This is a genomic window from Picosynechococcus sp. PCC 11901 (assembly GCF_005577135.1).
Classification (GTDB): domain Bacteria; phylum Cyanobacteriota; class Cyanobacteriia; order Cyanobacteriales; family MRBY01; genus MRBY01.
On the sequence record NZ_CP040360.1, the window covers coordinates 1,661,012 to 1,687,004 of the forward strand.

The 25,993-nt window shown below is 48.3% G+C and carries 42 protein-coding genes, 1 tRNA gene and 1 other annotated feature; of the genes, 41 read left to right on the forward strand and 2 right to left on the reverse strand.

Going from position 1 to position 25,993, the window contains the following annotated elements; all coding sequences use genetic code 11:
* Positions 1–321: 321 nt before the first annotated feature.
* The 31 genes from rplC (at position 322) to prfA (ending at position 17,303) form a co-directional block, all read left to right on the forward strand.
* Complete coding sequence (gene rplC, locus FEK30_RS09030) at positions 322–963, forward strand: 50S ribosomal protein L3 (RefSeq protein ID WP_012306690.1); 642 nt, start codon at positions 322–324, stop codon at positions 961–963.
* A 100-nt stretch (positions 964–1,063) separates the two neighbouring features.
* On the forward strand, positions 1,064–1,696 hold the full coding sequence (rplD, locus tag FEK30_RS09035) for a 50S ribosomal protein L4 (protein WP_012306689.1): 633 nt from the start codon (positions 1,064–1,066) through the stop codon (positions 1,694–1,696).
* 4 nt (positions 1,697–1,700) lie between these two features.
* Complete coding sequence (locus FEK30_RS09040) at positions 1,701–2,012, forward strand: 50S ribosomal protein L23 (RefSeq protein WP_030006191.1); 312 nt, start codon at positions 1,701–1,703, stop codon at positions 2,010–2,012.
* 22 nt (positions 2,013–2,034) lie between these two features.
* Entirely contained in the window at positions 2,035–2,862 is an 828-nt protein-coding gene (rplB, locus tag FEK30_RS09045) for a 50S ribosomal protein L2 (RefSeq protein ID WP_030006190.1), read from the forward strand.
* Positions 2,863–2,898: 36 nt separating this feature from the next.
* Positions 2,899–3,177, forward strand: a complete 279-nt coding sequence (rpsS, locus tag FEK30_RS09050; RefSeq protein WP_012306686.1) for a 30S ribosomal protein S19 — start codon at positions 2,899–2,901, stop codon at positions 3,175–3,177.
* Positions 3,178–3,192: 15 nt separating this feature from the next.
* Complete coding sequence (rplV, locus tag FEK30_RS09055) at positions 3,193–3,552, forward strand: 50S ribosomal protein L22 (protein WP_030006189.1); 360 nt, start codon at positions 3,193–3,195, stop codon at positions 3,550–3,552.
* Between the two features lie 45 nt (positions 3,553–3,597).
* On the forward strand, positions 3,598–4,320 hold the full coding sequence (gene rpsC, locus FEK30_RS09060; RefSeq protein WP_012306684.1) for a 30S ribosomal protein S3: 723 nt from the start codon (positions 3,598–3,600) through the stop codon (positions 4,318–4,320).
* 58 nt (positions 4,321–4,378) lie between these two features.
* Positions 4,379–4,798 (forward strand): 50S ribosomal protein L16, encoded by a 420-nt coding sequence (gene rplP, locus FEK30_RS09065; RefSeq protein ID WP_012306683.1) that lies wholly within the window; start codon positions 4,379–4,381, stop codon positions 4,796–4,798.
* A gap of 3 nt (positions 4,799–4,801) precedes the next feature.
* A complete protein-coding gene (gene rpmC, locus FEK30_RS09070; RefSeq protein WP_030006188.1) occupies positions 4,802–5,008 on the forward strand; it encodes a 50S ribosomal protein L29 in 207 nt (68 codons plus the stop codon).
* Between the two features lie 21 nt (positions 5,009–5,029).
* Complete coding sequence (gene rpsQ / locus FEK30_RS09075) at positions 5,030–5,269, forward strand: 30S ribosomal protein S17 (RefSeq protein WP_012306681.1); 240 nt, start codon at positions 5,030–5,032, stop codon at positions 5,267–5,269.
* 52 nt (positions 5,270–5,321) lie between these two features.
* A complete protein-coding gene (gene rplN, locus FEK30_RS09080; protein WP_012306680.1) occupies positions 5,322–5,690 on the forward strand; it encodes a 50S ribosomal protein L14 in 369 nt (122 codons plus the stop codon).
* 2 nt (positions 5,691–5,692) lie between these two features.
* Positions 5,693–6,043: a 50S ribosomal protein L24 gene (gene rplX, locus FEK30_RS09085; protein WP_012306679.1), complete on the forward strand. Its 351-nt coding sequence runs from the start codon at positions 5,693–5,695 to the stop codon at positions 6,041–6,043.
* Positions 6,044–6,117: 74 nt separating this feature from the next.
* Complete coding sequence (gene rplE / locus FEK30_RS09090; protein ID WP_030006187.1) at positions 6,118–6,663, forward strand: 50S ribosomal protein L5; 546 nt, start codon at positions 6,118–6,120, stop codon at positions 6,661–6,663.
* A gap of 25 nt (positions 6,664–6,688) precedes the next feature.
* A complete protein-coding gene (gene rpsH / locus FEK30_RS09095) occupies positions 6,689–7,090 on the forward strand; it encodes a 30S ribosomal protein S8 (RefSeq protein WP_138072999.1) in 402 nt (133 codons plus the stop codon).
* Between the two features lie 33 nt (positions 7,091–7,123).
* Positions 7,124–7,666, forward strand: a complete 543-nt coding sequence (rplF, locus tag FEK30_RS09100) for a 50S ribosomal protein L6 (RefSeq protein WP_138073001.1) — start codon at positions 7,124–7,126, stop codon at positions 7,664–7,666.
* Positions 7,667–7,668: 2 nt separating this feature from the next.
* Positions 7,669–8,031 carry a 50S ribosomal protein L18 gene (rplR, locus tag FEK30_RS09105; RefSeq protein WP_012306675.1) on the forward strand — a complete coding sequence of 121 codons (363 nt, stop codon included), beginning with the start codon at positions 7,669–7,671 and terminating at the stop codon, positions 8,029–8,031.
* Positions 8,032–8,061: 30 nt separating this feature from the next.
* Entirely contained in the window at positions 8,062–8,583 is a 522-nt protein-coding gene (gene rpsE / locus FEK30_RS09110) for a 30S ribosomal protein S5 (protein ID WP_138073010.1), read from the forward strand.
* 51 nt (positions 8,584–8,634) lie between these two features.
* Positions 8,635–9,075 carry a 50S ribosomal protein L15 gene (gene rplO / locus FEK30_RS09115; RefSeq protein WP_030006184.1) on the forward strand — a complete coding sequence of 147 codons (441 nt, stop codon included), beginning with the start codon at positions 8,635–8,637 and terminating at the stop codon, positions 9,073–9,075.
* A gap of 97 nt (positions 9,076–9,172) precedes the next feature.
* Positions 9,173–10,492 carry a preprotein translocase subunit SecY gene (secY, locus tag FEK30_RS09120; protein ID WP_012306672.1) on the forward strand — a complete coding sequence of 440 codons (1,320 nt, stop codon included), beginning with the start codon at positions 9,173–9,175 and terminating at the stop codon, positions 10,490–10,492.
* 85 nt (positions 10,493–10,577) lie between these two features.
* Positions 10,578–11,141 carry an adenylate kinase gene (locus FEK30_RS09125; RefSeq protein ID WP_012306671.1) on the forward strand — a complete coding sequence of 188 codons (564 nt, stop codon included), beginning with the start codon at positions 10,578–10,580 and terminating at the stop codon, positions 11,139–11,141.
* Positions 11,142–11,196: 55 nt separating this feature from the next.
* Entirely contained in the window at positions 11,197–11,421 is a 225-nt protein-coding gene (gene infA, locus FEK30_RS09130) for a translation initiation factor IF-1 (RefSeq protein WP_006276978.1), read from the forward strand.
* 138 nt (positions 11,422–11,559) lie between these two features.
* Positions 11,560–11,673 (forward strand): 50S ribosomal protein L36, encoded by a 114-nt coding sequence (gene rpmJ, locus FEK30_RS09135; RefSeq protein WP_071819462.1) that lies wholly within the window; start codon positions 11,560–11,562, stop codon positions 11,671–11,673.
* 74 nt (positions 11,674–11,747) lie between these two features.
* Positions 11,748–12,125, forward strand: coding sequence for a 30S ribosomal protein S13 (rpsM, locus tag FEK30_RS09140; RefSeq protein WP_012306670.1), 378 nt, complete (start codon positions 11,748–11,750; stop codon positions 12,123–12,125).
* A 59-nt stretch (positions 12,126–12,184) separates the two neighbouring features.
* Positions 12,185–12,574, forward strand: coding sequence for a 30S ribosomal protein S11 (gene rpsK / locus FEK30_RS09145; protein ID WP_012306669.1), 390 nt, complete (start codon positions 12,185–12,187; stop codon positions 12,572–12,574).
* 113 nt (positions 12,575–12,687) lie between these two features.
* Positions 12,688–13,629 (forward strand): DNA-directed RNA polymerase subunit alpha, encoded by a 942-nt coding sequence (locus FEK30_RS09150; RefSeq protein ID WP_138073012.1) that lies wholly within the window; start codon positions 12,688–12,690, stop codon positions 13,627–13,629.
* A gap of 60 nt (positions 13,630–13,689) precedes the next feature.
* Complete coding sequence (gene rplQ, locus FEK30_RS09155; protein ID WP_012306667.1) at positions 13,690–14,040, forward strand: 50S ribosomal protein L17; 351 nt, start codon at positions 13,690–13,692, stop codon at positions 14,038–14,040.
* A gap of 24 nt (positions 14,041–14,064) precedes the next feature.
* Complete coding sequence (gene truA, locus FEK30_RS09160; protein ID WP_138073014.1) at positions 14,065–14,889, forward strand: tRNA pseudouridine(38-40) synthase TruA; 825 nt, start codon at positions 14,065–14,067, stop codon at positions 14,887–14,889.
* A 36-nt stretch (positions 14,890–14,925) separates the two neighbouring features.
* Positions 14,926–15,381: a 50S ribosomal protein L13 gene (gene rplM / locus FEK30_RS09165; RefSeq protein WP_012306665.1), complete on the forward strand. Its 456-nt coding sequence runs from the start codon at positions 14,926–14,928 to the stop codon at positions 15,379–15,381.
* Positions 15,381–15,794, forward strand: coding sequence for a 30S ribosomal protein S9 (rpsI, locus tag FEK30_RS09170; RefSeq protein WP_012306664.1), 414 nt, complete (start codon positions 15,381–15,383; stop codon positions 15,792–15,794). Before rplM ends, rpsI begins: the two co-directional genes overlap by 1 nt.
* A gap of 86 nt (positions 15,795–15,880) precedes the next feature.
* Entirely contained in the window at positions 15,881–16,111 is a 231-nt protein-coding gene (rpmE, locus tag FEK30_RS09175) for a 50S ribosomal protein L31 (RefSeq protein WP_012306663.1), read from the forward strand.
* Between the two features lie 100 nt (positions 16,112–16,211).
* The gene (prfA, locus tag FEK30_RS09180) at positions 16,212–17,303 is read left to right on the forward strand and encodes a peptide chain release factor 1 (RefSeq protein ID WP_012306662.1); all 1,092 of its coding nucleotides are present in this window, start codon (positions 16,212–16,214) and stop codon (positions 17,301–17,303) included.
* 86 nt (positions 17,304–17,389) lie between these two features.
* On the opposite strand, the gene FEK30_RS09185 is transcribed toward prfA, so the two are convergent.
* Positions 17,390–17,713: a hypothetical protein gene (locus tag FEK30_RS09185; protein ID WP_030006180.1), complete on the reverse strand. Its 324-nt coding sequence runs from the start codon at positions 17,711–17,713 to the stop codon at positions 17,390–17,392.
* Between the two features lie 427 nt (positions 17,714–18,140).
* On the opposite strand from FEK30_RS09185, the gene FEK30_RS09190 reads away from it, so the two are divergent.
* From FEK30_RS09190 to rplL, 9 genes are all read left to right on the forward strand, one after another.
* On the forward strand, positions 18,141–19,724 hold the full coding sequence (locus FEK30_RS09190) for an iron uptake porin (RefSeq protein ID WP_138073780.1): 1,584 nt from the start codon (positions 18,141–18,143) through the stop codon (positions 19,722–19,724).
* A 186-nt stretch (positions 19,725–19,910) separates the two neighbouring features.
* Positions 19,911–20,273 carry a 50S ribosomal protein L19 gene (gene rplS / locus FEK30_RS09195; protein ID WP_012306659.1) on the forward strand — a complete coding sequence of 121 codons (363 nt, stop codon included), beginning with the start codon at positions 19,911–19,913 and terminating at the stop codon, positions 20,271–20,273.
* Between the two features lie 95 nt (positions 20,274–20,368).
* Positions 20,369–20,441 (forward strand) — tRNA-Trp (locus FEK30_RS09200).
* Between the two features lie 61 nt (positions 20,442–20,502).
* Positions 20,503–20,730, forward strand: a complete 228-nt coding sequence (gene secE, locus FEK30_RS09205) for a preprotein translocase subunit SecE (protein ID WP_012306658.1) — start codon at positions 20,503–20,505, stop codon at positions 20,728–20,730.
* An 18-nt stretch (positions 20,731–20,748) separates the two neighbouring features.
* A complete protein-coding gene (gene nusG, locus FEK30_RS09210; protein ID WP_012306657.1) occupies positions 20,749–21,351 on the forward strand; it encodes a transcription termination/antitermination protein NusG in 603 nt (200 codons plus the stop codon).
* A 2-nt stretch (positions 21,352–21,353) separates the two neighbouring features.
* Positions 21,354–21,779, forward strand: a complete 426-nt coding sequence (gene rplK / locus FEK30_RS09215) for a 50S ribosomal protein L11 (RefSeq protein WP_012306656.1) — start codon at positions 21,354–21,356, stop codon at positions 21,777–21,779.
* Positions 21,780–21,870: 91 nt separating this feature from the next.
* Positions 21,871–22,587 carry a 50S ribosomal protein L1 gene (gene rplA / locus FEK30_RS09220; protein WP_030007219.1) on the forward strand — a complete coding sequence of 239 codons (717 nt, stop codon included), beginning with the start codon at positions 21,871–21,873 and terminating at the stop codon, positions 22,585–22,587.
* A gap of 22 nt (positions 22,588–22,609) precedes the next feature.
* Positions 22,610–22,762: a sequence feature (ribosomal protein L10 leader region), on the forward strand.
* A gap of 39 nt (positions 22,763–22,801) precedes the next feature.
* Positions 22,802–23,329 carry a 50S ribosomal protein L10 gene (gene rplJ / locus FEK30_RS09225; RefSeq protein ID WP_012306654.1) on the forward strand — a complete coding sequence of 176 codons (528 nt, stop codon included), beginning with the start codon at positions 22,802–22,804 and terminating at the stop codon, positions 23,327–23,329.
* An 87-nt stretch (positions 23,330–23,416) separates the two neighbouring features.
* Positions 23,417–23,803 (forward strand): 50S ribosomal protein L7/L12, encoded by a 387-nt coding sequence (gene rplL, locus FEK30_RS09230; RefSeq protein ID WP_030007220.1) that lies wholly within the window; start codon positions 23,417–23,419, stop codon positions 23,801–23,803.
* Positions 23,804–24,021: 218 nt separating this feature from the next.
* Here the strand turns inward: rplL and gatA are convergent, their stop codons facing one another.
* Positions 24,022–25,479, reverse strand: coding sequence for an Asp-tRNA(Asn)/Glu-tRNA(Gln) amidotransferase subunit GatA (gene gatA, locus FEK30_RS09235; protein WP_138073016.1), 1,458 nt, complete (start codon positions 25,477–25,479; stop codon positions 24,022–24,024).
* Positions 25,480–25,727: 248 nt separating this feature from the next.
* Between gatA and acpP the strand changes: the two genes are divergently transcribed.
* The gene (acpP, locus tag FEK30_RS09240; RefSeq protein ID WP_012306651.1) at positions 25,728–25,973 is read left to right on the forward strand and encodes an acyl carrier protein; all 246 of its coding nucleotides are present in this window, start codon (positions 25,728–25,730) and stop codon (positions 25,971–25,973) included.
* Positions 25,974–25,993: the final 20 nt, after the last annotated feature.

The following is a 25,993-nucleotide window of genomic DNA, read 5'->3' on the forward strand; positions in this document are numbered from 1 at the left end:
GAACCCCTGCCCCCTTGTTCGTCGCATCGGTTCAACCCAGAAACAGGCTTCCCTCAGGCTGCATTTTTCGGTCACAATTTTTAGGCGATCGCCCCAAGCGACAGCCCCCCCTCCTGCAGTTACAGCAAGATACTGAAGCAAGCGCTTTAAGTCTTGGGTAAAACGTAGCACACCTACCTGTAGGCAAAAACCTTTCAGAGCCATAAAACACTCTGAATATCCAAGAGTAGAAGACAAGAACCACAACTCCTTCGGGAGCGGTTCATATTATTTCTACTCACCTTTTAATGTTGTCTATTAGTAGATAGAGGTCTCTGTTCCGTGTCACTCGGTATCCTCGGTACTAAACTCGGTATGACCCAAATCTTTGATAACGAAACTGGAACTGCGATTCCTGTTACCGTTGTCCAAGCAGGGCCCTGTACCGTCACCCAAATCAAAACCTCCGAAACAGATGGCTACACCTCCGTGCAAATCGGCTACGGAGACGTTAAGGAAAAGAACTTAACGAAGCCTCAACTGGGACATCTCAAAAAAGCAGATGCTGCCCCCCTCCGCCACCTCAAGGAATATCGCCTCGACGACGTTTCTGGCTATGAACTTGGCCAAGCGATCACTGCGAATATTTTTGAGGCCGGCCAAGTTGTCGATGTTTCTGGAAATACCATTGGTCGTGGTTTCGCTGGTTATCAAAAACGCCATAACTTTAAGCGAGGCAACATGACCCACGGTTCTAAGAACCACCGTCTCCCCGGTTCTACCGGTGCAGGGACGACTCCCGGTCGCGTTTATCCCGGTAAGCGCATGGCGGGTCGTTATGGTGGAACCAAGATCACCGTCCGTAAACTCGAAGTCGTTCGCGTTGACGAAGAAAAGAATTTATTGCTGATCAAAGGTGCAATTCCTGGCAAAGCCGGCAATTTATTAAGTATTGCTCCGAGCAATATTGTGGGCCAAAAGTAATTGGGCTTGCGTGGCGATCGCCATTTGCAACCCCTTTACGAAAAACCACAGCTTTATTTATTTCATTAGCTGATAACCGATAATCCGATACTTCATCACTATGGTTAACTGCGCAGTAAAAAATTGGCAAGGAGAAGAAGTTGGCCAAGCCAACCTCGACTTCAAAGTCGCCAAAGAAGAAAATGCCGCACATATTGTCCACCGCGCCCTTGTACGTCAGCTAAATAACGCACGTCAGGGAACTTCTTCCACGAAAACCCGTGCAGAAGTCCGTGGGGGTGGACGCAAACCTTGGCGTCAAAAAGGAACTGGCCGGGCAAGAGCTGGTTCAATCCGTTCCCCATTATGGAAAGGTGGCGGTGTCATCTTTGGCCCCAAACCCAAAGAGTACAACCTTAAAATGAACCGCAAAGAGCGTCGTTTAGCACTTCGTACCGCTTTCCACAGCCGGAACGAAGATCTCATCGTCGTTGAAAACTTTGCCGAGCAATTTGCCGCTCCCAAAACCAAAGAGTTGGTCAATGCCATGACCCGCTGGGGCGTCGCATCCGGGGAAAAAGTACTCCTTGTACTTGCTGAGATGACTGACAACGTATATCTCTCTGCCCGCAACATTGCTTCTGTGAAAATGGTTCCTGCCGATGGTTTGAATATTTTTGATATTCTTAACGCTGGCAAAATCGTAGTCACCTCCGAAGCACTGGCTAAAATCCAGGAGGTTTACAATGACTAGTAGAATGCCTACCGCGAGCCGGGTTCCAACCCGTGACCTCGCCGATCTAATTCTCAAGCCCATTGTTAGTGAAAAGGCGACAATTCTGCTTGAAGACAACAAATATGTGTTTGATGTTGCTCTCAAAGCAACAAAAACCGACATCAAAGCAGCCATTGAAACTCTGTTTGAAGTCAAAGTTGTTAAGGTCAACACCAGTCGGCCACCCCGCAAGAAAAAGCGCGTCGGTCGCTTTATGGGCTTCAAACCCCAGTACAAGCGGGCAGTCATCACCTTGGCAGAAGGGGATACAATCACATTGTTCCCAGAAGTATAGTCGTCATTCACTTGAATAAATCATGGGTATTCGTTCATTTAGACCATATACTCCGGGAACTCGTCAGGCTACGGTCTCTGACTTTTCGGAGATTACCAAATCCAAACCGGAAAAATCTCTTACCAAATACAAACACCGCAAAAAAGGCCGTAACAACCGTGGTGTGATCACTTGTCGTCACCGGGGTGGTGGCCACAAGCGCCTTTATCGTCTGATCGATTTTCGCCGCGACAAGCGGGATATGACCGCCCAGGTGATTGCGATTGAGTACGATCCAAACCGGAATGCTCGCATCGCCCTGGTGCAGTACGAAGATGGCGAAAAACGCTATATCCTGCAACCAGCTGGCCTTGGCGTCGGTGACACGATTATCGCTGGGGAAGAAGCGCCCTACGAAATCGGCAATGCTTTACCGCTCTACAAAATCCCCCTTGGTACTGAAATCCACAATATTGAGCTTTATGCCGGTCGTGGTGGCCAAATGGTTCGTTCTGCGGGTGCTTTTGCCCAATTGGTCGCTAAAGAAGGTGATTATGTCACCATCAAGCTGCCTTCCAAGGAAGTCCGGATGGTTCGCAAAGAGTGCTACGCCACCATTGGCAAAGTGGGCAACGCCGAAGCTCGGAACTTGAAGCTTGGGAAAGCAGGGAGAACCCGTCACCTGGGACGTCGGCCCCAAGTCCGCGGTAGTGTTATGAACCCGGTAGATCACCCCCATGGTGGTGGTGAGGGTAGAGCACCCATTGGTCGCAGTGGTCCTGTGACGCCTTGGGGTAAACCTGCCCTCGGTAAGAAGACTCGCAAGAAGAAGAAGCAAAGTAGCTCTTTGATTGTGCGCCGTCGCCGTTAATTATCTATTTTTGTTCATTACACGCTGTAAGAAACTATGGGTCGTTCACTGAAAAAGGGTCCGTTCATCGCGGACAGCCTCCTAAAAAAAATCGAGAAGCTCAATGCTTCCGGTGATAAACAAGTGATTAAAACTTGGTCACGGGCATCGACAATTTTGCCTCAGATGGTGGGTCACACGATCGCCGTTCACAACGGTCGCCAACATGTGCCTGTTTTTGTGTCTGAGCAAATGGTAGGTCACAAGCTGGGAGAATTTGCCCCCACACGGACCTTCAAGGGCCATGCCAAGAGTGATAAGAAAGCACGTCGATAAGGGTTAAAGAAAACAATGACTATCGATACTCAAACTGAAGTCAAGGCGATCGCCCGCTATATTCGGATGTCTCCGATCAAGGTCAGACGAGTCCTCGATCAGATTCGTGGCCGTAGCTACCGCGAAGCCTTGATCATTCTCGAATTTATGCCCTATCGCGCTTGTGAACCTGTACTGAAGGTTTTACGATCTGCCGTTGCTAATGCGGAACATAACGAAGGGTTAGACCCCGCCGATCTCGTTGTCAGTGCAGCCTTTGCTGATGCTGGCCCCGTGTTGAAGCGGTTCCGCCCCCGGGCCCAAGGACGTGCTTATCAAATTCGTAAGCCCACCTGTCACATCACCGTTGCTGTGGCCCCTGGTGCTGCCGAATAGTACTCCTAACCTGTCGTAGATCGTAAACATCAAAAGGAACAAACCGTGGGACAGAAAATTCATCCAGTTGGTTTCCGTTTGGGGATTACAAAAGAGCACCTCTCCCGTTGGTACGCCGACCCCAAACAATACCCTGCCCTCGTGCAGGAAGACTACAAAATCCGCCAGCACATTGATGCAAACCTCAATAACGCTGGTATCTCCAAAGTTTTGATCGAGCGTAAAGCCGATCAAGTTGACCTAGAGATTCACACTGCCCGGCCCGGTGTTGTCGTTGGCCGTGGTGGTTCTGGCATCGAAGCCCTCAGAACGGGTCTCCAGGATGTCCTTGGCGATCAGCGCCAAATCCGCATCAACGTTGTCGAAGTTAACCGCGTTGACGCCGATGCTGCCCTCATCGCTGAATATATTGTTCAGCAACTTGAGCGACGGGTATCCTTCCGTCGGGTTGTTCGTCAAGCCGTTCAACGGGCCCAAAGAGCGGAAGTTCAAGGGATCAAAATCCAAGTAAGTGGTCGCTTAAACGGTGCAGAAATTGCCCGGACAGAGTGGGTACGTGAAGGACGTGTTCCCCTACACACACTCCGCGCTGACATCGACTACTCTTACAAAACTGCCCAAACCATTTACGGAATTCTTGGGATTAAAGTTTGGATCTTCAAAGGCGAAATTATTCCGGGTCAAGAAGAAACTTCTGCCGCTAATGCTGCCCCTCTGCCCCGTCGCAAATCTCGACGTCAGCAGTTTGAAGACCGTAGCGAACAATAAATTGCCCAACTACTGGCAATTTAATTTTCTACCCTCACTGTTTACCCTTTAGGAAACAATGCTAAGTCCAAAACGTACAAAATTCCGGAAGCAGCATCGCGGTCGCATGCGGGGAATGGCGTATCGCGGCAACAACATTCAATTTGGTGACTACGCGCTCCAAGCCGTGGAACCCAGTTGGATTACCGCCCGTCAAATTGAAGCCGCCCGTCGTGCGATGACCCGTTACATCAAGCGGGGTGGTAAGATTTGGATCCGAATTTTCCCCGATAAGCCCATCACCATGCGTCCGGCAGAAACCCGTATGGGTTCTGGTAAAGGTAACCCTGAATTCTGGGTTGCTGTGGTTAAGCCTGGCCGGATCATGTTTGAGATGAATGGTGTCGCTGAGCCGATCGCCCGTGAAGCCATGCGCCTTGCGGCCCAAAAGCTGCCGATTAAAACCAAGTTCATCACCCGCAACGAGGAGTATATCTAAATCATGCCTTTACCCAAGATTGAAGATGCTCGCAAACTCAATGACCAAGAGCTTGCTGACGAAATCGTTGCCGTCAAGAAACAATTGTTTGACCTCCGTCTCCAACAAGGTACTGGTCGCCTGGAGAAAACCCATGAGATCAAGCATGCTCGTCACCGTCTCGCCCAGTTGATGACAGTCGAGCGCCAAAGACAACTCCAAGCTCAGTAAAAGTAGGAGACAGAATCTCGTATGGCTACGAAAGAAAGAGTGGGAATGGTCGTCAGCGACAAGATGGATAAAACCGTGATTGTGGCTGTGGAAAACCGCTCTCCCCACCCGAAATACAAAAAAATCGTGGTTAAGACCAAGCGTTTTAAAGCCCACGACGAGGAAAATAAGTGCAAAGTTGGCGATCGCGTTCGTATTCGCGAAACCCCGCCGACCAGCAAAACCAAGCGCTGGACTATTGCCGAAATCCTCAACCAATAGTTTTCACTAACTGTTGACCCTAATCTATTTTCTTTACCCTTACCGTAAAGCCGTGATTCAACAACAAACCTATCTTAATGTTGCCGATAATAGCGGTGCTCGTAAACTGATGTGCTTACGGGTTCTGAGTACAGGGAATTGTCGTTATGGTGGCATCGGCGATCAGATTATCGCTGTTGTTAAAGAAGCAATTCCCAACATGGGTGTCAAAAAATCTGATGTCGTTCGAGCCGTTATCGTGCGGACGCGTCAACCACTCCGCCGTGCTAGCGGTATGAGTATTCGTTTCGATGACAATGCTGCTGTCATTATCAATGCAGAAGGCAATCCGAAAGGCACCCGTGTTTTTGGTCCCGTCGCCCGTGAGTTACGGGATAAAAACTTCACCAAAATTGTTTCCCTTGCACCGGAGGTCATCTAACCATGGCAGGACGCAAAAGTTCCACCCCCACACGTCACAAAATGCATGTGAAAACGGGTGATACGGTTCAAGTCATTTCTGGTCGCGACAAAGGCAAAGTAGGCGAAGTCATTAAGACTCTGCCCAAATCCAGCAAAGTCGTAGTCAAGGATGTCAATATCCGCACCAAGCATGTCAAGCCTCAACAGGAAGGTGAGTCGGGTCAGATTCAAACCTTTGAAGCACCGATCCACAGCTCCAATGTGATGCACTATTCCGAGAAGGAAAAAGTCGCTAGTCGCATTGGCTACCAGCTAACTGAAGATGGCCGTAAAGTGCGTGTATTAAAGAAAACCGGTGAAGTGATCGACTAATCGGCTTTTCTTGAAATTTTTATCTACATTTAGTTTTTCCCTGACCAAGCCCAGGGAGGTTAAACGTAAAATCTATGTCTCAAAGACTCAAAACCCTTTATCAAGACAATATTGTTCCTAAATTAACGGAGCAGTTTGGGTACAGCAATGTCCATGAAGTGCCCAAGCTTGTCAAAATTTCAGTGAACCGGGGTCTCGGGGAAGCTTCTTCTAATGCCAAGGCAATGGAGTCTTCCATTAAGGAACTGTCAACCATCACTGGTCAACGCCCCGTAATCACCCGTGCGAAAAAGGCGATCGCCGGCTTCAAGATTCGGGAAGGGATGCCCGTCGGCGTGATGGTGACGCTGCGCTCCGAAAAAATGTATTCCTTTTTGGATCGTCTCATCAGCTTAGCCCTGCCCCGCATCCGCGACTTCCGTGGCATCAGCCCTAAAAGTTTCGATGGACGTGGCAACTACAGCTTAGGGATTCGTGAGCAACTGATTTTCCCTGAAATTGACTACGATTCCATTGATCAAATCCGAGGAATGGACATTTCCATCATCACCACCGCGAGAACCGATGAAGAAGGTCGTGCGCTGCTGAGAGAAATGGGTATGCCCTTCCGTGAAAGCTAAATCTTAGGAGAGATTAAAGGTAATAATGGCGGCTAACGATACCATTTCCGATATGCTCACCCGCATCCGTAATGCGTGCATGGTGCAGCATGACAACACAAAAGTCCCGATGACTCGCATGACCCGGAGCATTGCTGAAGTGCTGAAGGACGAGGGTTTCATTGACAACTACACCGAAGCAGGTGAAGGGATTGAAAAACACCTTGTTATTTCCCTGAAGTACAAAGGTCGTAATCGTCAACCGATTATCCAAAAACTTCAACGGGTAAGTAAGCCGGGGCTTCGGGTATACAGTAACTACAAAGACTTGCCTCGCGTGCTCGGTGGGATTGGAATTGCGATTATTTCAACTTCCAAAGGCGTGATGACAGATCGCCAAGCCCGTAAAGAAGGTATTGGTGGTGAAATTCTTTGCTACGTCTGGTAATCGTGGCTGAAGTTGATATCAGGAGAAAAACGAATGTCTCGTATTGGTAAAAAACCAATTCCCGTCCCCGACAAAGTGACCGTTACCCTCAATGGTGCCAATGTTGCGGTTAAGGGCCCGAAAGGTTCCCTTGAGCGGACATTACCCGAAAAAGTAACTGTCACCCAAGAAGACAACACCGTTGTTGTCTCCCCCGTGGATAACTCTCGGACGGCCCGCGAACGTCATGGCTTGTGCCGCACCCTCGTGGCTAACATGATTGAAGGCGTTTCCCAGGGTTACTCAAAACAACTCGAAATTATCGGTGTTGGTTATCGGGCCCAGGTACAGGGAAATAAGCTCACCCTTAATGTGGGCTACAGTAAGCCTGTAGAAATGCAAATGCCTGAAGGCGTGACTGCGGCTATGGGTGAAAAAAATACTCAAGTGATCATCTCTGGTATTGATAAAGAGGTTGTGGGTAACACGGCTGCTAAAGTTCGTGCTGTCAGACCTCCTGAACCCTACAAAGGCAAAGGGATCCGTTACCAAGGTGAATACATCAGACGTAAAGCTGGTAAGGCAGGTAAGAAGTAGAGATGAAAGCAACTCGCAAACAACTCACGCAGCGTCGTCATTTCCGTATTCGCCGTCGTGTCGAAGGGACTGGCGATCGCCCCCGTTTAGCAGTATTCCGCTCCCACAAGCATATCTATGCCCAGGTGATTGACGATGAGAAGCAACATACCCTAGTCGCTGCTTCTACCCTAGACAAAGATCTCAAGGGCGAACTCGCATCCGGTGGTAACATCTCAGCTTCCACTGCAGTCGGTAATCTCATTGCCAAGCGCGCCCTCGAAAAAGGCATTACCAAAGTCGTCTTTGATCGCGGCGGTAACCTTTATCATGGTCGTGTCAAAGCCTTAGCAGATGCCGCTAGAGAAGCCGGTCTGGACTTTTAAGCTGTTGATGAAATCATTAGGAAAATAATTATGGCAAAGCGTCGTAAATCATCAAAGAACAAAGAAAAAGAAACAAACTGGCAAGAGCGTGTGATCCAAATCCGTCGCGTCAGCAAAGTTGTCAAGGGTGGTAAGAAACTCAGTTTTCGCGCCATTGTTGTCATTGGCAATGAGACCGGAAAGGTCGGCGTTGGCGTCGGTAAAGCAGGAGATGTCATTGGTGCTGTTCGCAAAGGTGTCTCCGATGCGAAAAAACACGTTGTCGATGTTCCTTTAACAAAAACCAACACCATTACCCACCGGATCAATGGCGTTGCGGGTGGCGCAAAAGTAATGATGCGTCCCGCTGCTCCCGGTACCGGTGTAATTGCTGGTGGTGCTGTGCGGACTGTACTCGAACTCGCTGGTGTGAAAAATATTCTCGCCAAACAATTGGGTTCTAGTAGCCCCCTGAACAATGCTCGGGCGGCCGTTGATGCATTGGGTAACCTCCGGAGTTTCTCTTCCGTTGCCCAAGAGCGTGGCGTTTCTATCGAACGGATCTATGCCTAACCCTAATTTGGCGGGCGAAGGACATTAGTAAAACGTTTACTCAAAAAAACCATGAAGTTATCCAATCTATCCCCTAAAGCGGGGTCAAAGAAGCGTCGTCGTCGTGTCGGCCGTGGCATTGCTGCTGGTCAAGGCGCAAGCTGTGGCTTCGGCATGCGGGGTCAAAAATCCCGTTCTGGTACTGGTACAAAAGCTGGATTTGAAGGCGGACAAATGCCCCTTTACCGCCGTGTACCGAAGCTAAAGCACTTCACCATCGTGAATCCGAAAAACTTCACCATTGTGAATGTTGGTCAATTAGCTGATCTGCCAGCCAACACAGAAGTTACCCTTGAAAGCTTAATGGCAGCAGGCATTGTCACCACTAACGATGGCCCCCTCAAGGTTCTTGGTGATGGTGAATTGTCCGTTGCTCTCAAAGTAACTGCGGCGGCGTTTTCTAACGGCGCTAAAGCAAAAATTGAGGCGGCTGGCGGCAGTTGTGAAGCCTAGAAAAATTCGGGAACAAAGCACTAAGTTAGAATTTATCAAGGTTGCTTAATACTTCTTAGAACTGTTCATTACGTAAACTCCCGAAGAGAACATCACTATGGTTGTCAGTCGCGAAAAAACACCAACCGCCCAGGAAACCTTTATGCAAATGGCACAAGCCGCTGGCCTTCGGGGTCGTCTGCTTGTCACCCTTGGTCTTCTGGTTCTTGTTCGGTTTGGCGTTTTTATTCCAATCCCCGGCATTGACCGGGTGGCCCTAAGTGAGGGGATCCAAAATTCTCCTCTCTTGGGCTTTCTAGATGTATTTGCCGGTGGTGGTCTTTCCGCTGTCGGCATTTTTGCCCTAGGGATCCTTCCCTACATCAATGCCTCAATTATTATGCAGCTCATGACGGCAGCAATTCCTGCCCTTGAAGACATGCAAAAGAATGATGGTGAGGCTGGGCGTCGTAAAATTTCCCAGATTATCCGTTATGTGACGGTGGGCTGGGCGGCTTTACAAAGTTTTGGGATTACGCTGCAAATTCTGCGCCCCTATGCTTTAGATCCTGGTTTTACTTTCGTGTTGGAAACCACATTAGCACTGACGGCAGGTTCTGTCTTTGTGATGTGGATTTCTGAGCTGATTACTGAAAAAGGTTTGGGTAATGGGGCTTCTCTGTTGATTTTCGTCAACATTGTGGCCGTATTACCAAGAACTTTAGGCAATACTATTGAATTTGCCCAGACTGGTGGTCGAGCAGTGATTGCTAAAGTCATCTTGCTGCTGGTCGTTTTTCTGATCATGATTGTCGGGATTGTGTTTGTGCAGGAAGGAACACGCCGGATTCCGATTGTTTCTGCCCGTCGTCAGGTGGGTCGTAAGCTCTATCGGGAACGCACAAGCTATCTGCCTCTACGACTGAATCAGGGTGGGGTGATGCCGATTATTTTTGCCTCGGCTGTTCTGGTGCTGCCTTCTTCTTTGGCGGGTCTGGCTGGCTCAGGGGAAGGGTTCTTTGGTCAAGCGATCGCCACAATTTCGACACTGCTACAACCGGGCAGAATTCCCTATGTGTTGGTCTATCTCGCTTTGATTCTCTTTTTCAGCTATTTCTACGCGTCTTTGATCGTGAATCCGGTAGACATGGCCCAGAACTTGAAAAAGATGGGGTCTAGTATTCCTGGCATTCGTCCTGGTCGGGCCACGAGTGAATACCTCGAAAAAGTGATCAATCGTTTGACCCTATTGGGGGCAATTTTCCTTGGTTTAGTCGCAACGGTTCCTACTTTTGTGGAAGGGGCAACAGGGGTCACGACCCTACGGGGTTTTGGGGCCACTTCCCTACTCATCTTGGTGGGGGTTGCGATTGACACAGCCAAGCAAATTCAAACCTATGTTATTTCCCAGCGTTATGAAGGCATGGTTAAACAATAGTGTTTTTAGCAGGGTTTAGATATTAGCTGGAATATCTAAACTCTTTGTTGATTTAGTAAGCAATTTGGATGGGAATAGAGGCGTTATGGCTCAGGGAGTAAGGTTAATTTTTTTGGGGCCCCCAGGGGCTGGCAAGGGCACTCAAGCTCAGGTTTTGGCAGAATCTTGTGGAATCCCCCACATTTCTACTGGCGAAATTCTCCGGGCGGCGATCGCCAACCAAACAGAACTTGGCCAACAGGCCCAGGGGTTTGTGGATCGTGGTGAATTAGTGCCCGATAGTCTAATTCTGAATTTAATTCGCGAAAGACTACAGGAGCAGGATGCCCAGCAGGGTTGGATTTTGGATGGTTTCCCGCGCAATGTGAGCCAAGCCGAGTTCCTCAACACCTTACTCACTGAGCTGAAGCAGCAATGTGACGTTGCCCTTAACTTGGAAGTTCCCGATGCCACATTGGTAGAACGCTTACTAAGTCGTGGCAGAAAAGATGACAACCAGGAGACCATTCGGCGTCGTTTAGAAGTTTACCGGGAGCAAACAGCCCCAGTGATTGACTTCTACCAAAAACAGGGTTCTCTGAAATCCGTCGATGGTGATCGCTCCCTCGAAGAAGTTACCGCCGCCCTAGAGCAGGCGATCGCTTCATAACTCCTGGTTAGAACTCGATGCCGATTGATGAAATTTATTAGGAGATCTATTTGTTTTGTCTAAACAAGATCTAATTGAAATGGAAGGTACCGTCACCGAGTCCCTTCCCAACGCTATGTTCCGGGTTGACTTGGACAATGGCTTTAATGTGCTTGCCCACATCTCTGGCAAAATTCGCCGGAATTACATCAAAATTTTACCGGGCGATCGCGTCAAAGTAGAACTGACCCCCTACGACTTAACCAAAGGGCGGATCACCTACCGACTCCGAAAAAAATAAGCCAATCCCATCCGTTTCTTATATTCAATAGCAAAAAAACTTGCTATGATGATAAGCTTGCGGAGTTTTGTGCTAATCGCCAATCGGTTCATAGCAGAATCAATATATAGAAAATTGCTAAATCTAACCTGAAAACCTATGAAAGTTCGAGCATCCGTCAAAAAAATGTGTGATAAATGTCGCGTGATACGCCGTCGCGGTCGTGTCATGGTGATCTGCGCCAATCCCAAGCACAAGCAACGTCAAGGGTAAACCGTAGAAGTCGCTGAGGCATTTATTCCGTAACTTATAAATTATTGAAATTGTTCATTTAGGGAGAAAAAATCGTGGCACGAATTGCAGGTGTTGATCTTCCCCGCGATAAACGCATTGAAATTGCCCTGACCTATGTGTATGGCATTGGTTTATCAAGAGCCCAGGAGATCATCGCAAACACCGGGGTAAACCCCGACACCAGAGTAAGGGATCTATCTGACGAAGATGCTCTTAAGCTCCGGTCTTACGTTACCGACAACTACCAAGTTGAAGGGGATCTCAGACGTCTGGAGTCCATGAATATCAAGCGTCTGGTGGACATCGGCACCTACCGGGGCCGTCGTCATCGCCAAGGTTTGCCCGTACGTGGTCAAAGAACCCGGACCAATGCCCGCACCCGCCGTGGTCGTCGCGTCACTGTTGCCGGTAAGAAGAAAGCACCGCGTTAATCCCTTGAGTTTTACCTCACAAAGCTACGCATTTATCCTATCTTCTACAGATTAAAATTATGGCACGACAAAAGAAAGGCAGCCCTAAGAAGGTTAAAAAGAATATCCCCAACGGTGTTGCCCACATTCAATCCACCTTTAACAACACAATCGTCACCATCTCCGATACCAAAGGCGATGCCGTGTCCTGGTCTTCTGCCGGTGCAAGTGGTTTTAAAGGGGCGAAAAAAGGGACTCCCTTTGCTGCCCAAACTGCCGCTGATAACGCAGCTCGCCGCGCAATGGAACAAGGAATGCGCCAAATCGAAGTGATGGTGAGTGGCCCCGGTGCGGGTCGTGAAACTGCGATTCGTGCTCTACAAGCCGCTGGTTTGGAGATTACCTTGATTCGCGATGTTACCCCCATTCCCCACAATGGTTGTCGTCCGCCCAAGCGTAGACGGGTATAAATCCTCTGCGACTGAATTCTTGACAACAGGAAAATCAGTCCAAGTAAATATCCATCTTGTCTGAAGGCTTGGTGCCTGGCTCAGATCGCGAAAAACGGGAGATCAGAAAAAGCGTGACACAGTTTCAAATCGAGTGTGTAGAAAGCAAAACACACAAAAATCAAAGTCAATATAGCAAGTTTGTCTTTGAACCCCTAGAGCGGGGTCAAGGAACAACCCTCGGCAATTCCCTCAGACGAATTCTACTGTCTAACTTAGAAGGAACCGCCGTAACAGCGCTGCGGATTGGTGGCGTGAACCATGAGTTCGCGACAATCCCTGGTGTGCGGGAAGATGCCCTTGAGATTATCCTCAATATGAAGGAAATCATTCTCAAGAGCTACACCCATCAGCCCCAGATTGGCCGCTTAACAGCCACTGGCCCTGGTCAAGTGACTGCGGCTCAGTTTGATCTGCCTTCTGAGGTGGAGGTCGTAGACCCGACCCAGTATATTGCGACCCTCGCTGATGGTGCAAAGCTGGAAATGGAGTTTCGGATCGAGAAGGGGAAAAGCTATCGCGCCGTTCAGCGGAATCGGGACGAGGCCACTGCTTTAGATTTTCTACAGATTGATGCGGTGTTCATGCCAGTCACTAAGGTGAACTATAGCGTCGATAGTATCCATAGTGAGGGAGACGCGGTTCGCGATCGCCTAACTCTCGAAATCTGGACAAACGGCAGTATTAAGCCAGAGGAAGCATTATCCCAGGCAGCGGCGATCGCCGCTGAACTGTTTAATCCCCTCAAGGATCTCACCCTCGAAGCCATCCAAGATGAGTTGCAAGAGGACGAAGACCCCACTAGCCAAATTCCCATCGAAGAATTACAGCTATCGGTACGGGCTTACAACTGTCTCAAGCGGGCGCAAATCAACTCTGTCGCTGATCTTTTAGACTATAGCCAAGAAGATTTGCTAGAAATCAAAAACTTTGGTCAAAAATCAGCTGAAGAAGTGATCGACGCCCTCAAAACCCGTTTAGGCATTACTTTACCGGAAGAAAAAACGGCGAAGTAAGTTTAAATTTATTTGATTTTTCATTGACTGTACTGTTTACATCCTAGGGAGGAAGAAAAAATGCGTCACGGTTGTCGCGTTCCCGAATTGGGGAGACCGGCGGATCAACGGAAGGCCCTCTTACGTGCCCTCACCACTCAACTGATTCGCCATGGCCAAGTAAAAACCACCAAAGCGCGGGCTAAGGCGGTTCGTTCTGAAGTGGATCGCATGATCACCTTGGCAAAAGATGGTTCCTTGGCTGCCCGTCGTCGGGCTTTGGGCTATATGTACGACAAAGATCTTGTCCATGCCCTGTTCGCCCAAGCAAAAGATCGCTATGGCGATCGCCAAGGGGGTTATAGCCGCGTTGTGCGCACCGTTCGTCGTCGCGGTGACAACGCAGAAATGGCAATTATCGAATTAGTCTAACCCAGACTAATCTGCCAACTGTCCATGCCCATGTCCCAAGCCAACCCCAGAAAACGCATCGCGTTGGTCATCCAATATATCGGCACTCACTTTTGTGGTTGGCAACGGCAAACAGCAGAAAGAACAGTGCAAGCCGTCATTGAAGAGACAATCTCCACCGTTGTCGGCCAAAAAATCACAATTCATGGTGCCGGCCGAACCGATAGTGGTGTCCATGCCGCCGGACAATTCGCCCACTTTGAATGTGAGAGCCTAATCCCTGGTTATAAATGGGCCAAAATCCTCAACGATCGCCTGCCACCCGATATCAATATCCGTGGTGCTTGCGAAGTTCCCCAGGATTGGCACGCACAATTTTCTGCCCAATGGCGACGGTATCGATACACCATCTATACCCACCCAACCCCAAACCTGTTCATTCAGCCCTATGCTTGGCATTATTACCAAGCTTCCCTCGATGAGACTCTCATCCAAGCAGCCCTGACGCCCCTATTGGGTGAACATCACCTCGCTGCTTTTCAACGGACTGGTTCCAAGCGATCCCATGCATGGGTCAATGTACAGGCAGCAGAATGTTCCCGTCGAGGCTCCTTTATTCATATAGAAATTCAAGCCAATGGGTTTTTGTATGGGATGGTTCGCCTACTGGTCGGGATGCTAGTGGACATTGGACAAGGTAAACTTTCTTTAGCGCAATTCCAAGATATTTGGAAAAATGAGAAGCGACACCTTGTAAAATATTCAGCCCCAGCAAAAGGCTTATGTTTACTTAGGGTTGGTTATCCTGAGCCTTTGTTTCCACCCCATATTTGGTTTGATACCCAGCCAACTTTTCTACTAACTCATTAGTTGAATTCCTTATGCGTCATCTAGCGCAAAAATTTTATGATTAAGACACCTTTACCGAAACAAGAAACCCTCGACCAGAAATGGTACGTGGTCGATGCTGCTGACCAACGCTTGGGTCGTTTAGCCAGCGAAGTTGCCAAAGTACTCCGGGGCAAAAACAAAGCAGAATACACTCCCCACATGGATACTGGGGATTTTGTGATTGTCGTGAATGCCGAAAAAGTGGTTGTGACGGGTCGCAAGCCTGAGCAAAAGCTTTACCGTCGTCACTCCGGTCGTCCTGGTGGGATGAAAGTTGAAACCTTTAATCAGCTGCAAGACCGGATTCCTGAGCGCATTATCGAAAAAGCAGTGAAAGGAATGCTGCCGAAAAATGCCCTCGGTCGTCGTTTGTTCACCAAGCTAAAGGTCTATGCTGGGACTGAACATCCCCATGCCGCCCAACAACCCGAAGTTCTGACCATCAATACTATTCCCGGAGGAGATAACTAATGAACGCAACCGCTACTCAAGATCGCCCTATTTACTGGGGAACAGGTCGTCGTAAGGCATCCATTGCCCGGGTACGCCTTGTACCTGGTTCTGGCAAAGTTGTTGTTAACAACCGCTCCGGGGAAGATTATTTCAACCGGATTCCTGGTTACCTTGCGGTGCTAAAGTCTCCCCTGGAAACCCTGGGCCTAGAAAGCGAGTATGACATTCTTGTGAATGCCCATGGTGGTGGCTTGACTGGTCAAGCAGATGCCGTGAAGCTGGGTGTTGCTCGTGCGCTGTGTGAATTGGATCCAGACAACCGCCAGCCTCTAAAAATTGAAGGCTATTTGACCCGTGACCCCCGCTGTAAGGAACGGAAAAAGTACGGTTTACACAAGGCCCGCAAAGCGCCTCAGTTCTCCAAGCGTTAATTTATTTGGTCTGGCGTTCGTTATGGCTACTGTGGCGATCGCCTTTATGCATTTTATTAAACTAAATTGATTAGAGAATAATTCCCATGCCCAAAGCTGATATTCATCCCGAATGGTACCCAGACGCCAAAGTCATCTGTAACGGTGAAGTTGTGATGACGATTGGTTCTACCCAACCTGAAATCAACGTTGAAATTTGGTCTGGTAACCACCCCTTCTACACCGGAACTCAAAAGATTATCGATACCGAAGGTCGTGTAGACCGTTTCCTCCGGAAGTACGGTATGCTCAGCAACAATTCCGACGACCAGAAATAGGTATTTCCTTGAGTTTTCCCAACCCGGCAGCCCCCTGCTGGGTTCCTTTGTTTTTTAGGGATCTCTTTCCTTCCCCTAGCGTAAAAACGTTCTGTGCATTATGGCTGAAGCATACTTACTCGATAAACTAAAGTCCGTCGAACAAACCTTCCAGGAAATGACCCGACGCCTGGCCGATCCCGACATCGCGACGAACCCCGATGAGCTACAACGGGTGGCAAAAATTCGCTCCTCCCTCGAAGAAACAGTAAATACCTTCAATCAGTGGAAAGAAGCACAAGAAGAACTCCGGGGAGCAAAGGAAATCCTCAAAGAATCCGCCGGAGATCCTGAAATGAAGGAAATGGCGGCTTTAGAAGTCGAGGAACTCGAAAATACCATTGATACCCTCGAAAATCGTCTGAAGATTCTGCTGTTACCCAAGGATCCTAACGACGAAAAGAACATCATGTTAGAAATTCGCGCCGGAACAGGGGGCGATGAAGCGAGCATTTGGGCTGGGGATCTGCTCCGTATGTATTCTCGCTATGCCGAAGGTCAAAACTGGCGGGTGAAACTCCTGAGTGAATCGGCCGCCGATATGGGGGGCTTTAAGGCCGTTATCCTAGAAATTCAAGGGGAACAGGTTTACAGCAAATTAAAGTATGAAGCTGGCGTCCACCGAGTCCAGCGGGTACCTGTTACCGAAGCTGGGGGGCGGGTTCACACCTCTACAGCAACCATTGCTGTGATGCCAGAAGTTGATGATGTCGAAGTCGAAATTGATCCTAAGGACATTGAGATGACCACCGCCCGTTCTGGTGGCGCTGGGGGCCAGAACGTCAACAAAGTAGAAACAGCGGTTGATCTGTTCCACAAACCGACGGGGATCCGCGTCTTTTGTACAGAAGAGCGATCGCAATTACAGAACCGAGAGCGGGCAATGCAAATTCTCCGGGCAAAGCTCTATGAAATGGAACTCCAGCGGCAGCAAGAGGAAGTCAGTTCCATGCGTAAATCCCAGGTGGGTACCGGCGCCCGTTCCGAAAAAATTCGCACCTACAATTACAAAGATAATCGCGTCACAGATCACCGCCTAGGTCAAAACTTTTCCTTAGCCCCGGCCCTAGAAGGAGATATTGAGGATATGCTCCAGGCTTGTATCTCCCAAGACCAACAGGCTCAACTCGAACAACTCGCCGCCGAAAGCTAATACATCCTTCCTTGGGGAAGGTGGCCGCAGGCCGGAAGGGGTTCTGCCCTGGGAAAGGCGATCGCCGCTCGGCAGAAGTTCCTTCCCTATGGTTGAACCTCACTGCAAACCTGGTAAAAATCTGTTTCTGGCGGTTCTGCAAAGAGAGGATTCATTTCCGCCATAATTTTTTGGCTAAGCTCCGTCTGATTTTTATCCATATCCTCGATGTTGTCCCAAAGGATCATCGCAATGCCTTGATCACTGTTTGGCCCCATTTTTTGCAGCAAAAAAGCCCCTTGGAATCCCTCTGAATAGCTGGACACAATTTTTTCATAAAGGGTTTGGGCCTGGGCAAACCGTCCAGGTTTAAATTCACCGATCGCCACATACGCAACCTTATGGCGGAGACAGTCGTTAAGTCCTTGCATAGTTGAATTTCCCATTGTCTAAAATTACGTGGCCTGGGGCGATCGCCTGTCGCCTCTGCCAATAATTTCACTGTAGCGAGAGAATCCCCCTAGAAAGCCTCTTTACGCATTTTCTTAACCGCTTTTGTGTTTATGTCAACTTTTTCGTCACATTTCCAACACACCACCGTCCGTCCATTTTGAATCTTTAACCTGCCATTAATCCAACATCAAGGCGATATTAATCCTCCTTTGGTTCACTAGAGGTGCATCAAACCATAAACTAGCCCGTATCCAACTTTACAGATATTGAAAGTTGTGAATTTCTGGTGCTATACTGCTAAGCGGCGTTTTGAAAATGATTTGCAGTAATAAAACATGCTTATCAATAACATAAATGCCCAAGCTCAAAGTCAAAAAATATCTCAGGTGTGAGGTTCAACCGAATATGTCTAAAACAGTGAGAACTTTTCTCAGTGGTGCTTCCGTTGCCCTAGGTGCAACCGTAGCTTTTTCCGGCACTGCCCAAGCAAACACTGAACTTCTCGATCAAATCAACAGCTATAGCCAAGACGACATAGCTCAGGTTAATAGCGTTTTCCAACTCAGCGATGTTTCTCCTTCTGACTGGGCCTTTGACGCACTGCGTAACCTAGTCGAAAACTACAACTGTATCGTTGGTTATCCCGATGGCACTTTCCGTGGTAGCCGTCCCCTCAGCCGTTATGAATTTGCTGCTGGTCTAAACGCTTGTTTACAGCAGATCGAGCGGATGATTCAAAGTGGTACTGGCGAAGTCACCGCTGAAGATCTCGCTGCACTCCGTCGTCTCGTGAACGAATTTGAGGCCGAACTTGCGACTCTCGGTGCTCGTGTTGATGACCTTGAAGGCCGCGTTGAATTCCTCGAAGACAACCAATTCTCTACCACCACCAAACTTAATGGGGAAGTAATCTTCAACATTGGTGCTGCTTTTGGTGAAGATGATATTGATGATCAAGTTACTTTCAGCGATCGCGTTCGTTTAAATCTTGACACCAGCTTTACTGGCAGAGACCGTCTTCGTACTCGCCTTGAAGCCGGTAATATTACAGCTTTTGACGATGCCACTGGTGTAGAGACTGCTCGTCTTGGCTTTGATACTTTCACTGGTGAAGATGGCAACGACGTCGAAATTGGCAAGTTGTTCTATCGCTTTCCTGTTGGGGACAATGTCCGTGCCTATGTTGGTGCCGTAGGTTTAGGGCTTGATGATATGTTCGATGTCACCAATCCTTACTTTGATAGCAGTGGCTCCGGTGCTCTTTCTCGCTTTGGCCGCTTTAACCCCATCTACCGTGGCCCCGATGGTGCAGGTGCAGGTTTTAATTTTAACCTCGGTGATAAGTTCACAGTTTCTGCAGCTTACCTAGCTGGTGATGGTGACGTAAACAATCCCGCCGAAAAGAATGGTCTATTCAATGGTAGCTACACTGCCGCAGCTCAGCTTGATTTTGCCCCTTCTGATCGCATCATGTTGTCTGCTGTTTATGCTAACCGCTATCAGAAATCTGGTGATATCAATCTTAGCGGTAGTACTGGGAGTGATTGGGCAAAAAGACCATTCATGAACTCTGTGCCTATGACCTCTGACAACTTTGGTTTACAAGCCAGCTGGATGGTAAGTAACAAACTCAATTTAGCTGGTTGGGTAGGCTATACTTCTGCTGATGTAGAGCTTTCTGGCGATAATCGCAGCGCAGATATTTGGAACTGGGCCGTTAATGCTGCTTTACTTGATGTTGGTGGCGACGGGAACGTTCTTGGTTTCATCTTTGGTCAAGCTCCTAAATTAACTGGTGTCGAGAACTCCAGCATTTGTGATGGAAGCTCTTGTGACGATACAACCTATCTCGCTGAACTTCAGTACCGTTACAAGCTCAACGACAACATCACCATTACTCCGGGTGCTTATGTCGTGTTCAACCCCAACCAAAATGACGATAATGACACCGTTGTCGTGGGTTCTGTACGTACTACCTTTAGCTTCTAAGACTGAAAGAAACCAAGTCTAATTCCTCACACATATTGCTTCTGGGAGCAAAAAATTAGTATTGAAAGTGAGTCAATTTCGGCTCACTTTTTTCTTTGAAGCTAGCAAGTTTTAGAAATTAGGTTTTACTTTGACTTTAAGTTGTATTGTACATATACTGATAAATTGTGAGTTTTTTGAAAAACCATGAACGCTGAAGCAATCATTCGCTCCATCGAAGCGGAACAGCTCAAGGATGATCTCCCGACCATCCACGTGGGCGACACCGTTCGAGTCGGAGTCAAAATCAAGGAAGGTACCAAAGAACGGGTTCAGCCCTACGAAGGTACCGTTATTGCCATGCGCAATGGTGGGATTAACGAAACCATCACTGTGCGTAAAATCTTCCAAGGGATTGGTGTTGAACGGGTCTTCCTGTTGCACTCTCCCCTCGTTGATAACATCAAAGTTATCCGTCGTGGTAAAGTCCGCCGGGCTAAACTGTATTACTTGCGCGATCGCGTTGGTAAGGCAACTCGGATCAAGCAACGTTTCGATCGCCCGATCTAGGCTTTTTGTAATCCATTTGATTCGCTCAAAATGTTTTGCACAAAGCCTGCCACCTGTGCTAAGATTGCTAAGGCTTGTTAAGAGCAAGTACCCAAGCGTCCTTAGTTCAGTTGGTAGAACGCAGGTCTCCAAAACCTGATGTCGGGGGTTCGAGTCCTCCAGGGCGCGTTTCAATTTACATTAAACTTTAGTTGAAGTATTGCAGTGGCTCTGGGAGGAGTTTCTGATTGTGGCCAAAACAAAGAAGACCGTCGAGACTGAAGCCAATAAGCCCGAAGGTTTCGATGTTACGAAATACGCCAATGAAACAAAAGAAGAACTAGCTAAGGTTGTTTGGCCCTCTCGCCAGCAGCTCATTAGTGAATCTGCCGCTGTCATTTTGATGGTGATTCTTGTTGCGACTGTTATCTACGTCGTGGACAATCTCTTCATTTTCGTTTCAGGTGCTGTATTTTAAAAGACTCTTTAACTTTCTATGGAACATTCAGAAGAATACACAGGAACGCAAGCTGGACCCAAACCGCGTTGGTATGCCGTCCAAGTTGCATCTGGGTGCGAACAAAGAGTCAAAGCAAACCTTGAACAACGGATTCATACTCTCGATGTGGCGGATCGGATCTTTCAGGTTCAGATTCCCCAAACCCCAACCGTCAAAATCCGTAAGGATGGCAGTCGGCAACATGGAGAAGAAAAGGTTTTTCCTGGTTATGTCTTGATTCAGATGACCCTAGATGATGAAGCTTGGCAGGTTATCAAAAATACGCCCCATGTGATTAATTTTGTTGGGGCCGAACAGAAGCGTAGCTACGGTCGGGGACGGGGCCATGTCAAACCCGTGCCTCTCAGTAAGTCTGAAGTAGAGCGCATCTTTAAACAAGCTCAGGTTGTTGAACCGACTGTTAAAGTCGATATGGCCATTGGCGACAAAATTCTTGTGCTTTCTGGTCCTTTTAAGGATTTTGAAGGCGAGATCATTGAAGTCAGCCCTGAGCGCAGCAAACTGAAAGCTCTATTGTCGATCTTTGGTCGAGATACGCCAGTAGAACTTGAATTTACTCAAGTGGAAAAACAGAGCTAGCGATGGCAAAAAAAGTTGTTACGGTAATTAAATTAGCCTTGCCTGCGGGTAAGGCCAACCCTGCACCTCCTGTTGGGCCAGCCCTGGGTCAACATGGGGTCAACATCATGGCCTTCTGTAAGGAGTACAACGCAAAGACTTCTGACCAGGCAGGCATGATTATTCCGGTAGAAATTTCGGTATATGAAGACCGGAGTTTCACCTTTATCCTGAAAACGCCCCCCGCTTCTGTCTTGATTCGTAAGGCAGCCGGGGTTGAGAAAGGTTCTGCCCAGCCTAATAAGCAGAAGGCGGGTTCTATCTCCCGGGCACAACTCCAGGAAATCGCCCAAACTAAAATGCCTGATTTGAATGCGAACGATATCGAAGCAGCAATGAACATTGTTGCCGGTACAGCGCGGAATATGGGCATTACAGTTACGGATTAGTAACTGCTTGGAAACTGGATACAACAGTTAAGTTTTTAATCTTTATGTTTGGGGAGAGGCGTGTGTCTCGTTATGTACCCAAGGAGTAAGTATGGCAAAAAAATTATCTCGTCGGCTTCGTGAGGCGCTTGAAAAGGTTGAAGATAGAGCCTATGAGCCTCTAGAAGCTTTGACCCTTTTGAAAGAAACTGCCACAGCTAAGTTTGATGAAACGGCTGAGGCCCACATTCGTTTAGGGATTGATCCGAAGTACACGGATCAGCAGTTGAGAACGACTGTTGCTTTTCCGAAAGGTACTGGCCAGTCTGTGCGGGTCGCCGTCATTACTAGCGGTGAACAGGTAAAGGTTGCAGAGGAGTCCGGTGCAGACCTCGTTGGTTCTGAAGAACTCATCGAAGATATCCAGAAGGGCATGATGGACTTTGAAGTCTTGATCGCAACGCCGGATATGATGCCGAAGGTGGCTCGTTTGGGTCGTCAGCTTGGCCCCCGTGGTTTGATGCCTTCACCTAAAGGTGGCACTGTGACTACGGATGTCGCCACGGCGATCGCCGCATTTAAGGCTGGTAAACAAGAGTTCCGGGCTGACCGTGCAGGGATTGTCCACGTGCTTTTTGGTAAATCCTCTTTCGCTGCGGAAGATCTTCTGGTAAACTTAAAGGCTCTTCAGGAAACCATCGACCGGAATCGTCCTTCTGGGGCCAAAGGTCGTTACTGGCGGAGCATTTATGTGTCTGCTTCCATGGGACCTTCGATCCAGGTGGATATCAACGCCCTCCGGGATCTTTCCATTGAAGAAAAAGCCTAGGCCCTCTTAGGCAAAACAATTAAATAGATTTGTATTCATGCCAGAGACAGCAGGGGCGATCGCTTAATATCCTGCCGAGGTAAAACGCTACAAGACTAAACAAGTTTTTTTCCAAGTTTGCTTGGAAGAAGAGCGTGACCCTGGCATTGTCGCTGGGGTCTATTTTTTTGTCCCTACTTTAATAACCTTTCCCCAAAAAGGAGGTGAGAACAGAATGGGAAAATCGCTAGCAGATAAGCAAGAATTGGTTGCTGAGATCAAGGATCTGCTCAAGGATGCACAACTTACTTTTGTGATTGATTACAAGGGTTTAACCGTTGCGGAAATCACTGATTTACGTAACCGCCTTCGTCCTGCCGGGGCATATTGCAAAATTGCGAAAAACACGCTGATGCATATTGCCGTTGATGGTGACGAAACGTGGCAACCCGTGCAATCTCTTTTAAAAGATTCCTCCGCATTTTTAATTGCTGGAGAAGATGTTGCTTCCGCCGTTAAAGCTTACAAAGAATTCCGCAAAGCAACGAAGAAAACCGAACTTCGTGGCGGCGTTATGGAAGGTCAAGCTTTAACCAGTGACCAAATCGAAGCCCTCGGTGATCTGCCCACCAAAGACCAACTTTACGGTCAGATTGCAGGTGCGATCAATGCAGTTACTGCAAAAATCGCCATCGGCATCAACGAAGTACCGGGTTCTTTGGCCAGAGCCATCAAAGCTGTTTCCGAAAAAGAAGCAGCCTAACCCTCAACGTCGCGTGATCTATATCATGGCGGCTTAATTTTCTCGTTGTTCTAAACGTAATTTTTATTCACTAAGGAGATAGATTAAATGTCTGCTACTACCGATGAAATTTTGGAGAAGTTGCAATCTCTAACCCTGCTTGAAGCAGCTGAATTAGTTAAGCAAATCGAAGAAACCTTTGGCGTTAGCGCTGCTGCTCCCGTTGGTGGCATGGTAATGGCTGCCCCTGGTGCTGCTGCTGCTGAGGAAGTTGAAGAGAAGACTGAATTTGACGTTATTCTCGATGAAGTTCCCGCTGACAAGAAAATCGCTGTTCTTAAGGTTGTTCGTGGCATCACTGGCCTCGGTCTTAAGGAAGCCAAAGAAATGGTTGAATCTGCGCCCAAGCCTATCAAAGAAGGTACTGGCAAAGAAGATGCTGAAGCCATCAAGAAGCAGCTTGAAGATGCTGGTGCAAAAGCAAGCGTTAAGTAATTTATATCAACTTGCCTATTGCTAAATAGGTATAGCTTCAATTTATGTTTAGTTGATTGATTAGCGGACAGATTACCTGTTCGCTTTTTTTTGATCTTGAGATCTTGATGATTAAGGCTCTGGTAGGGCATTTATGTATGGCATAAAAAAATCCCCCTGAAGTGATTGAGGGGGACTGATAAGTTGAATTTGTTAAATTTGTTTTGTGTAAAGGCTTTTTAGAGTTTGGGTTCTTTCTGGTGCCAAGCTGTTGCCTGTTCATAGACATGGGCCACCTGAAGTAAGAGATCCTCTCGAAGAACATTGCCGATCAGTTGCATCCCGATGGGGAGTCCCTGGGCATCAAAACCACAGGGCAGACTCAGAGCCGGCAGACCGGCCAAATTGACGGGAATAGTCATCAAGTCAGAAAGATACATGCTGAGGGGATCGTCGGTTTTTTCGCCAGCTTTAAAAGCGGTGCTGGGGGAAGTGGGACAAATGAGCACATCCACTTTGGCAAAGGCTTGATCGAAGTCTTCTTTAATTAAAGTGCGTACTTTCTGGGCTTTGAGGTAGTAGGCATCATAGTAACCAGCGGAGAGGGTATAGGTGCCGAGCATAATCCGGCGCTTTACCTCGGGGCCAAAACCAGCGGCCCGGGTTTGGGTGTACATATCAACAAGGTTGTCAGCTGCAGCATTACGGGTGCCATATTTGACGGCATCGTAACGGGCCAAATTTGCAGAGGCTTCGGACGGGGCAATGATGTAGTAGGCGGGTAAGCCGTAACGGAAGCGGGGACAGGAAATGGTTTCGACTTCGGCACCAAGCTCTTGGAGTTGGGCGATCGCCTTTTGAACCGCTTCAGCCACTTCTGGATCGAGCCCTTCCCCAAAAGTTTCTTGGATGATGCCAATTTTCAGGGGCTTATCCTTGGGGAGTTCCGGCTGGAGTAACTGACTATATTGGGGAATATCCACATCTAAACTGGTGGAATCTTTGGGATCGTGGCCGGCGATCGCCTCTAACAGAATCGCTGTATCCTCTACTGTCCGCGCAAAGGGGCCAATTTGATCCAGAGAAGACGCATAGGCCACCAAGCCAAAACGAGACACCAGACCATAGGTCGGTTTAAGGCCCACAACCCCGCATAGAGACGCCGGTTGTCGAATCGAGCCACCAGTATCTGAACCCAGGGCGATCGGCGCTTCTCCCGCTGCCACTGCCGCCGCTGACCCCCCAGAGGATCCCCCCGGTACCCGCGTTATATCCCAAGGGTTGCCCGTCACTTGATAGCCAGAATTTTCCGTCGAACTCCCCATGGCAAACTCATCCAAATTGGTTTTGCCCACCATGATCGCTCCAGCTTCCTGCAACTTCTGGGTGACTGTCGATTCGTAGGTCGGCACAAAGCCTTCGAGGATGCGCGAAGCACAGGTCGTCTGAATGCCTTTTGTACAGAGATTATCCTTAATCGCAATGGGAATGCCTTCTAGGAGGCCAATGGTTTCCCCCGCTGCAATTTTTGCATCCACTTGTGCCGCCTGGGCCAAGGCCTGCTCCTTAGTCAGGGTCAAAAACGCTTTAACCTTGGGTTCCACCGCTTCGATATGGGCAAACGTTTCCGTCAAAATTTCGACAGCAGAACGTTCCTTTGAAATGAGTTGTTGGTGTAGCGTGCGGATGGCTGACATGCTTTATATATTCTCTGAAATACCCCAATCAGTTTATCCACTTGCCTTCCTCCCTGACAATCATCTCTAAAAAATTATTTTTGCGGCGATCGCCTCGGAAGGGAACCAGCATCCGATACAATAAACTCCAGCTTATGTTAATTTAATAAGTCTATTTTTAGTCAGCACAACAAAATGCTAAATTTATGAGCGCTCATATTCTTTAACAAAGTATGGGAACCGCTCAGGTAGATTTTTAGGAATCATCAATGAACCAGGAAATTTTTGACAAAATTAAAAATATTATCGTTGATCAGCTGGATGTCGATGCTGACTCCGTAAGCCCCGAATCAAACTTCATCAGTGACCTTGATGCAGACTCCCTCGACACAGTCGAGCTGGTCATGGCCTTCGAAGAAGAATTTGATATCGATATTCCCGACGATGTTGCTGAAAAAATCACTACGGTGGGAGAAGCAGTTAACATCATCGCTGAAAAAACTGGCGCCAACTAAGCCATTTAGTCTAGTCAGTT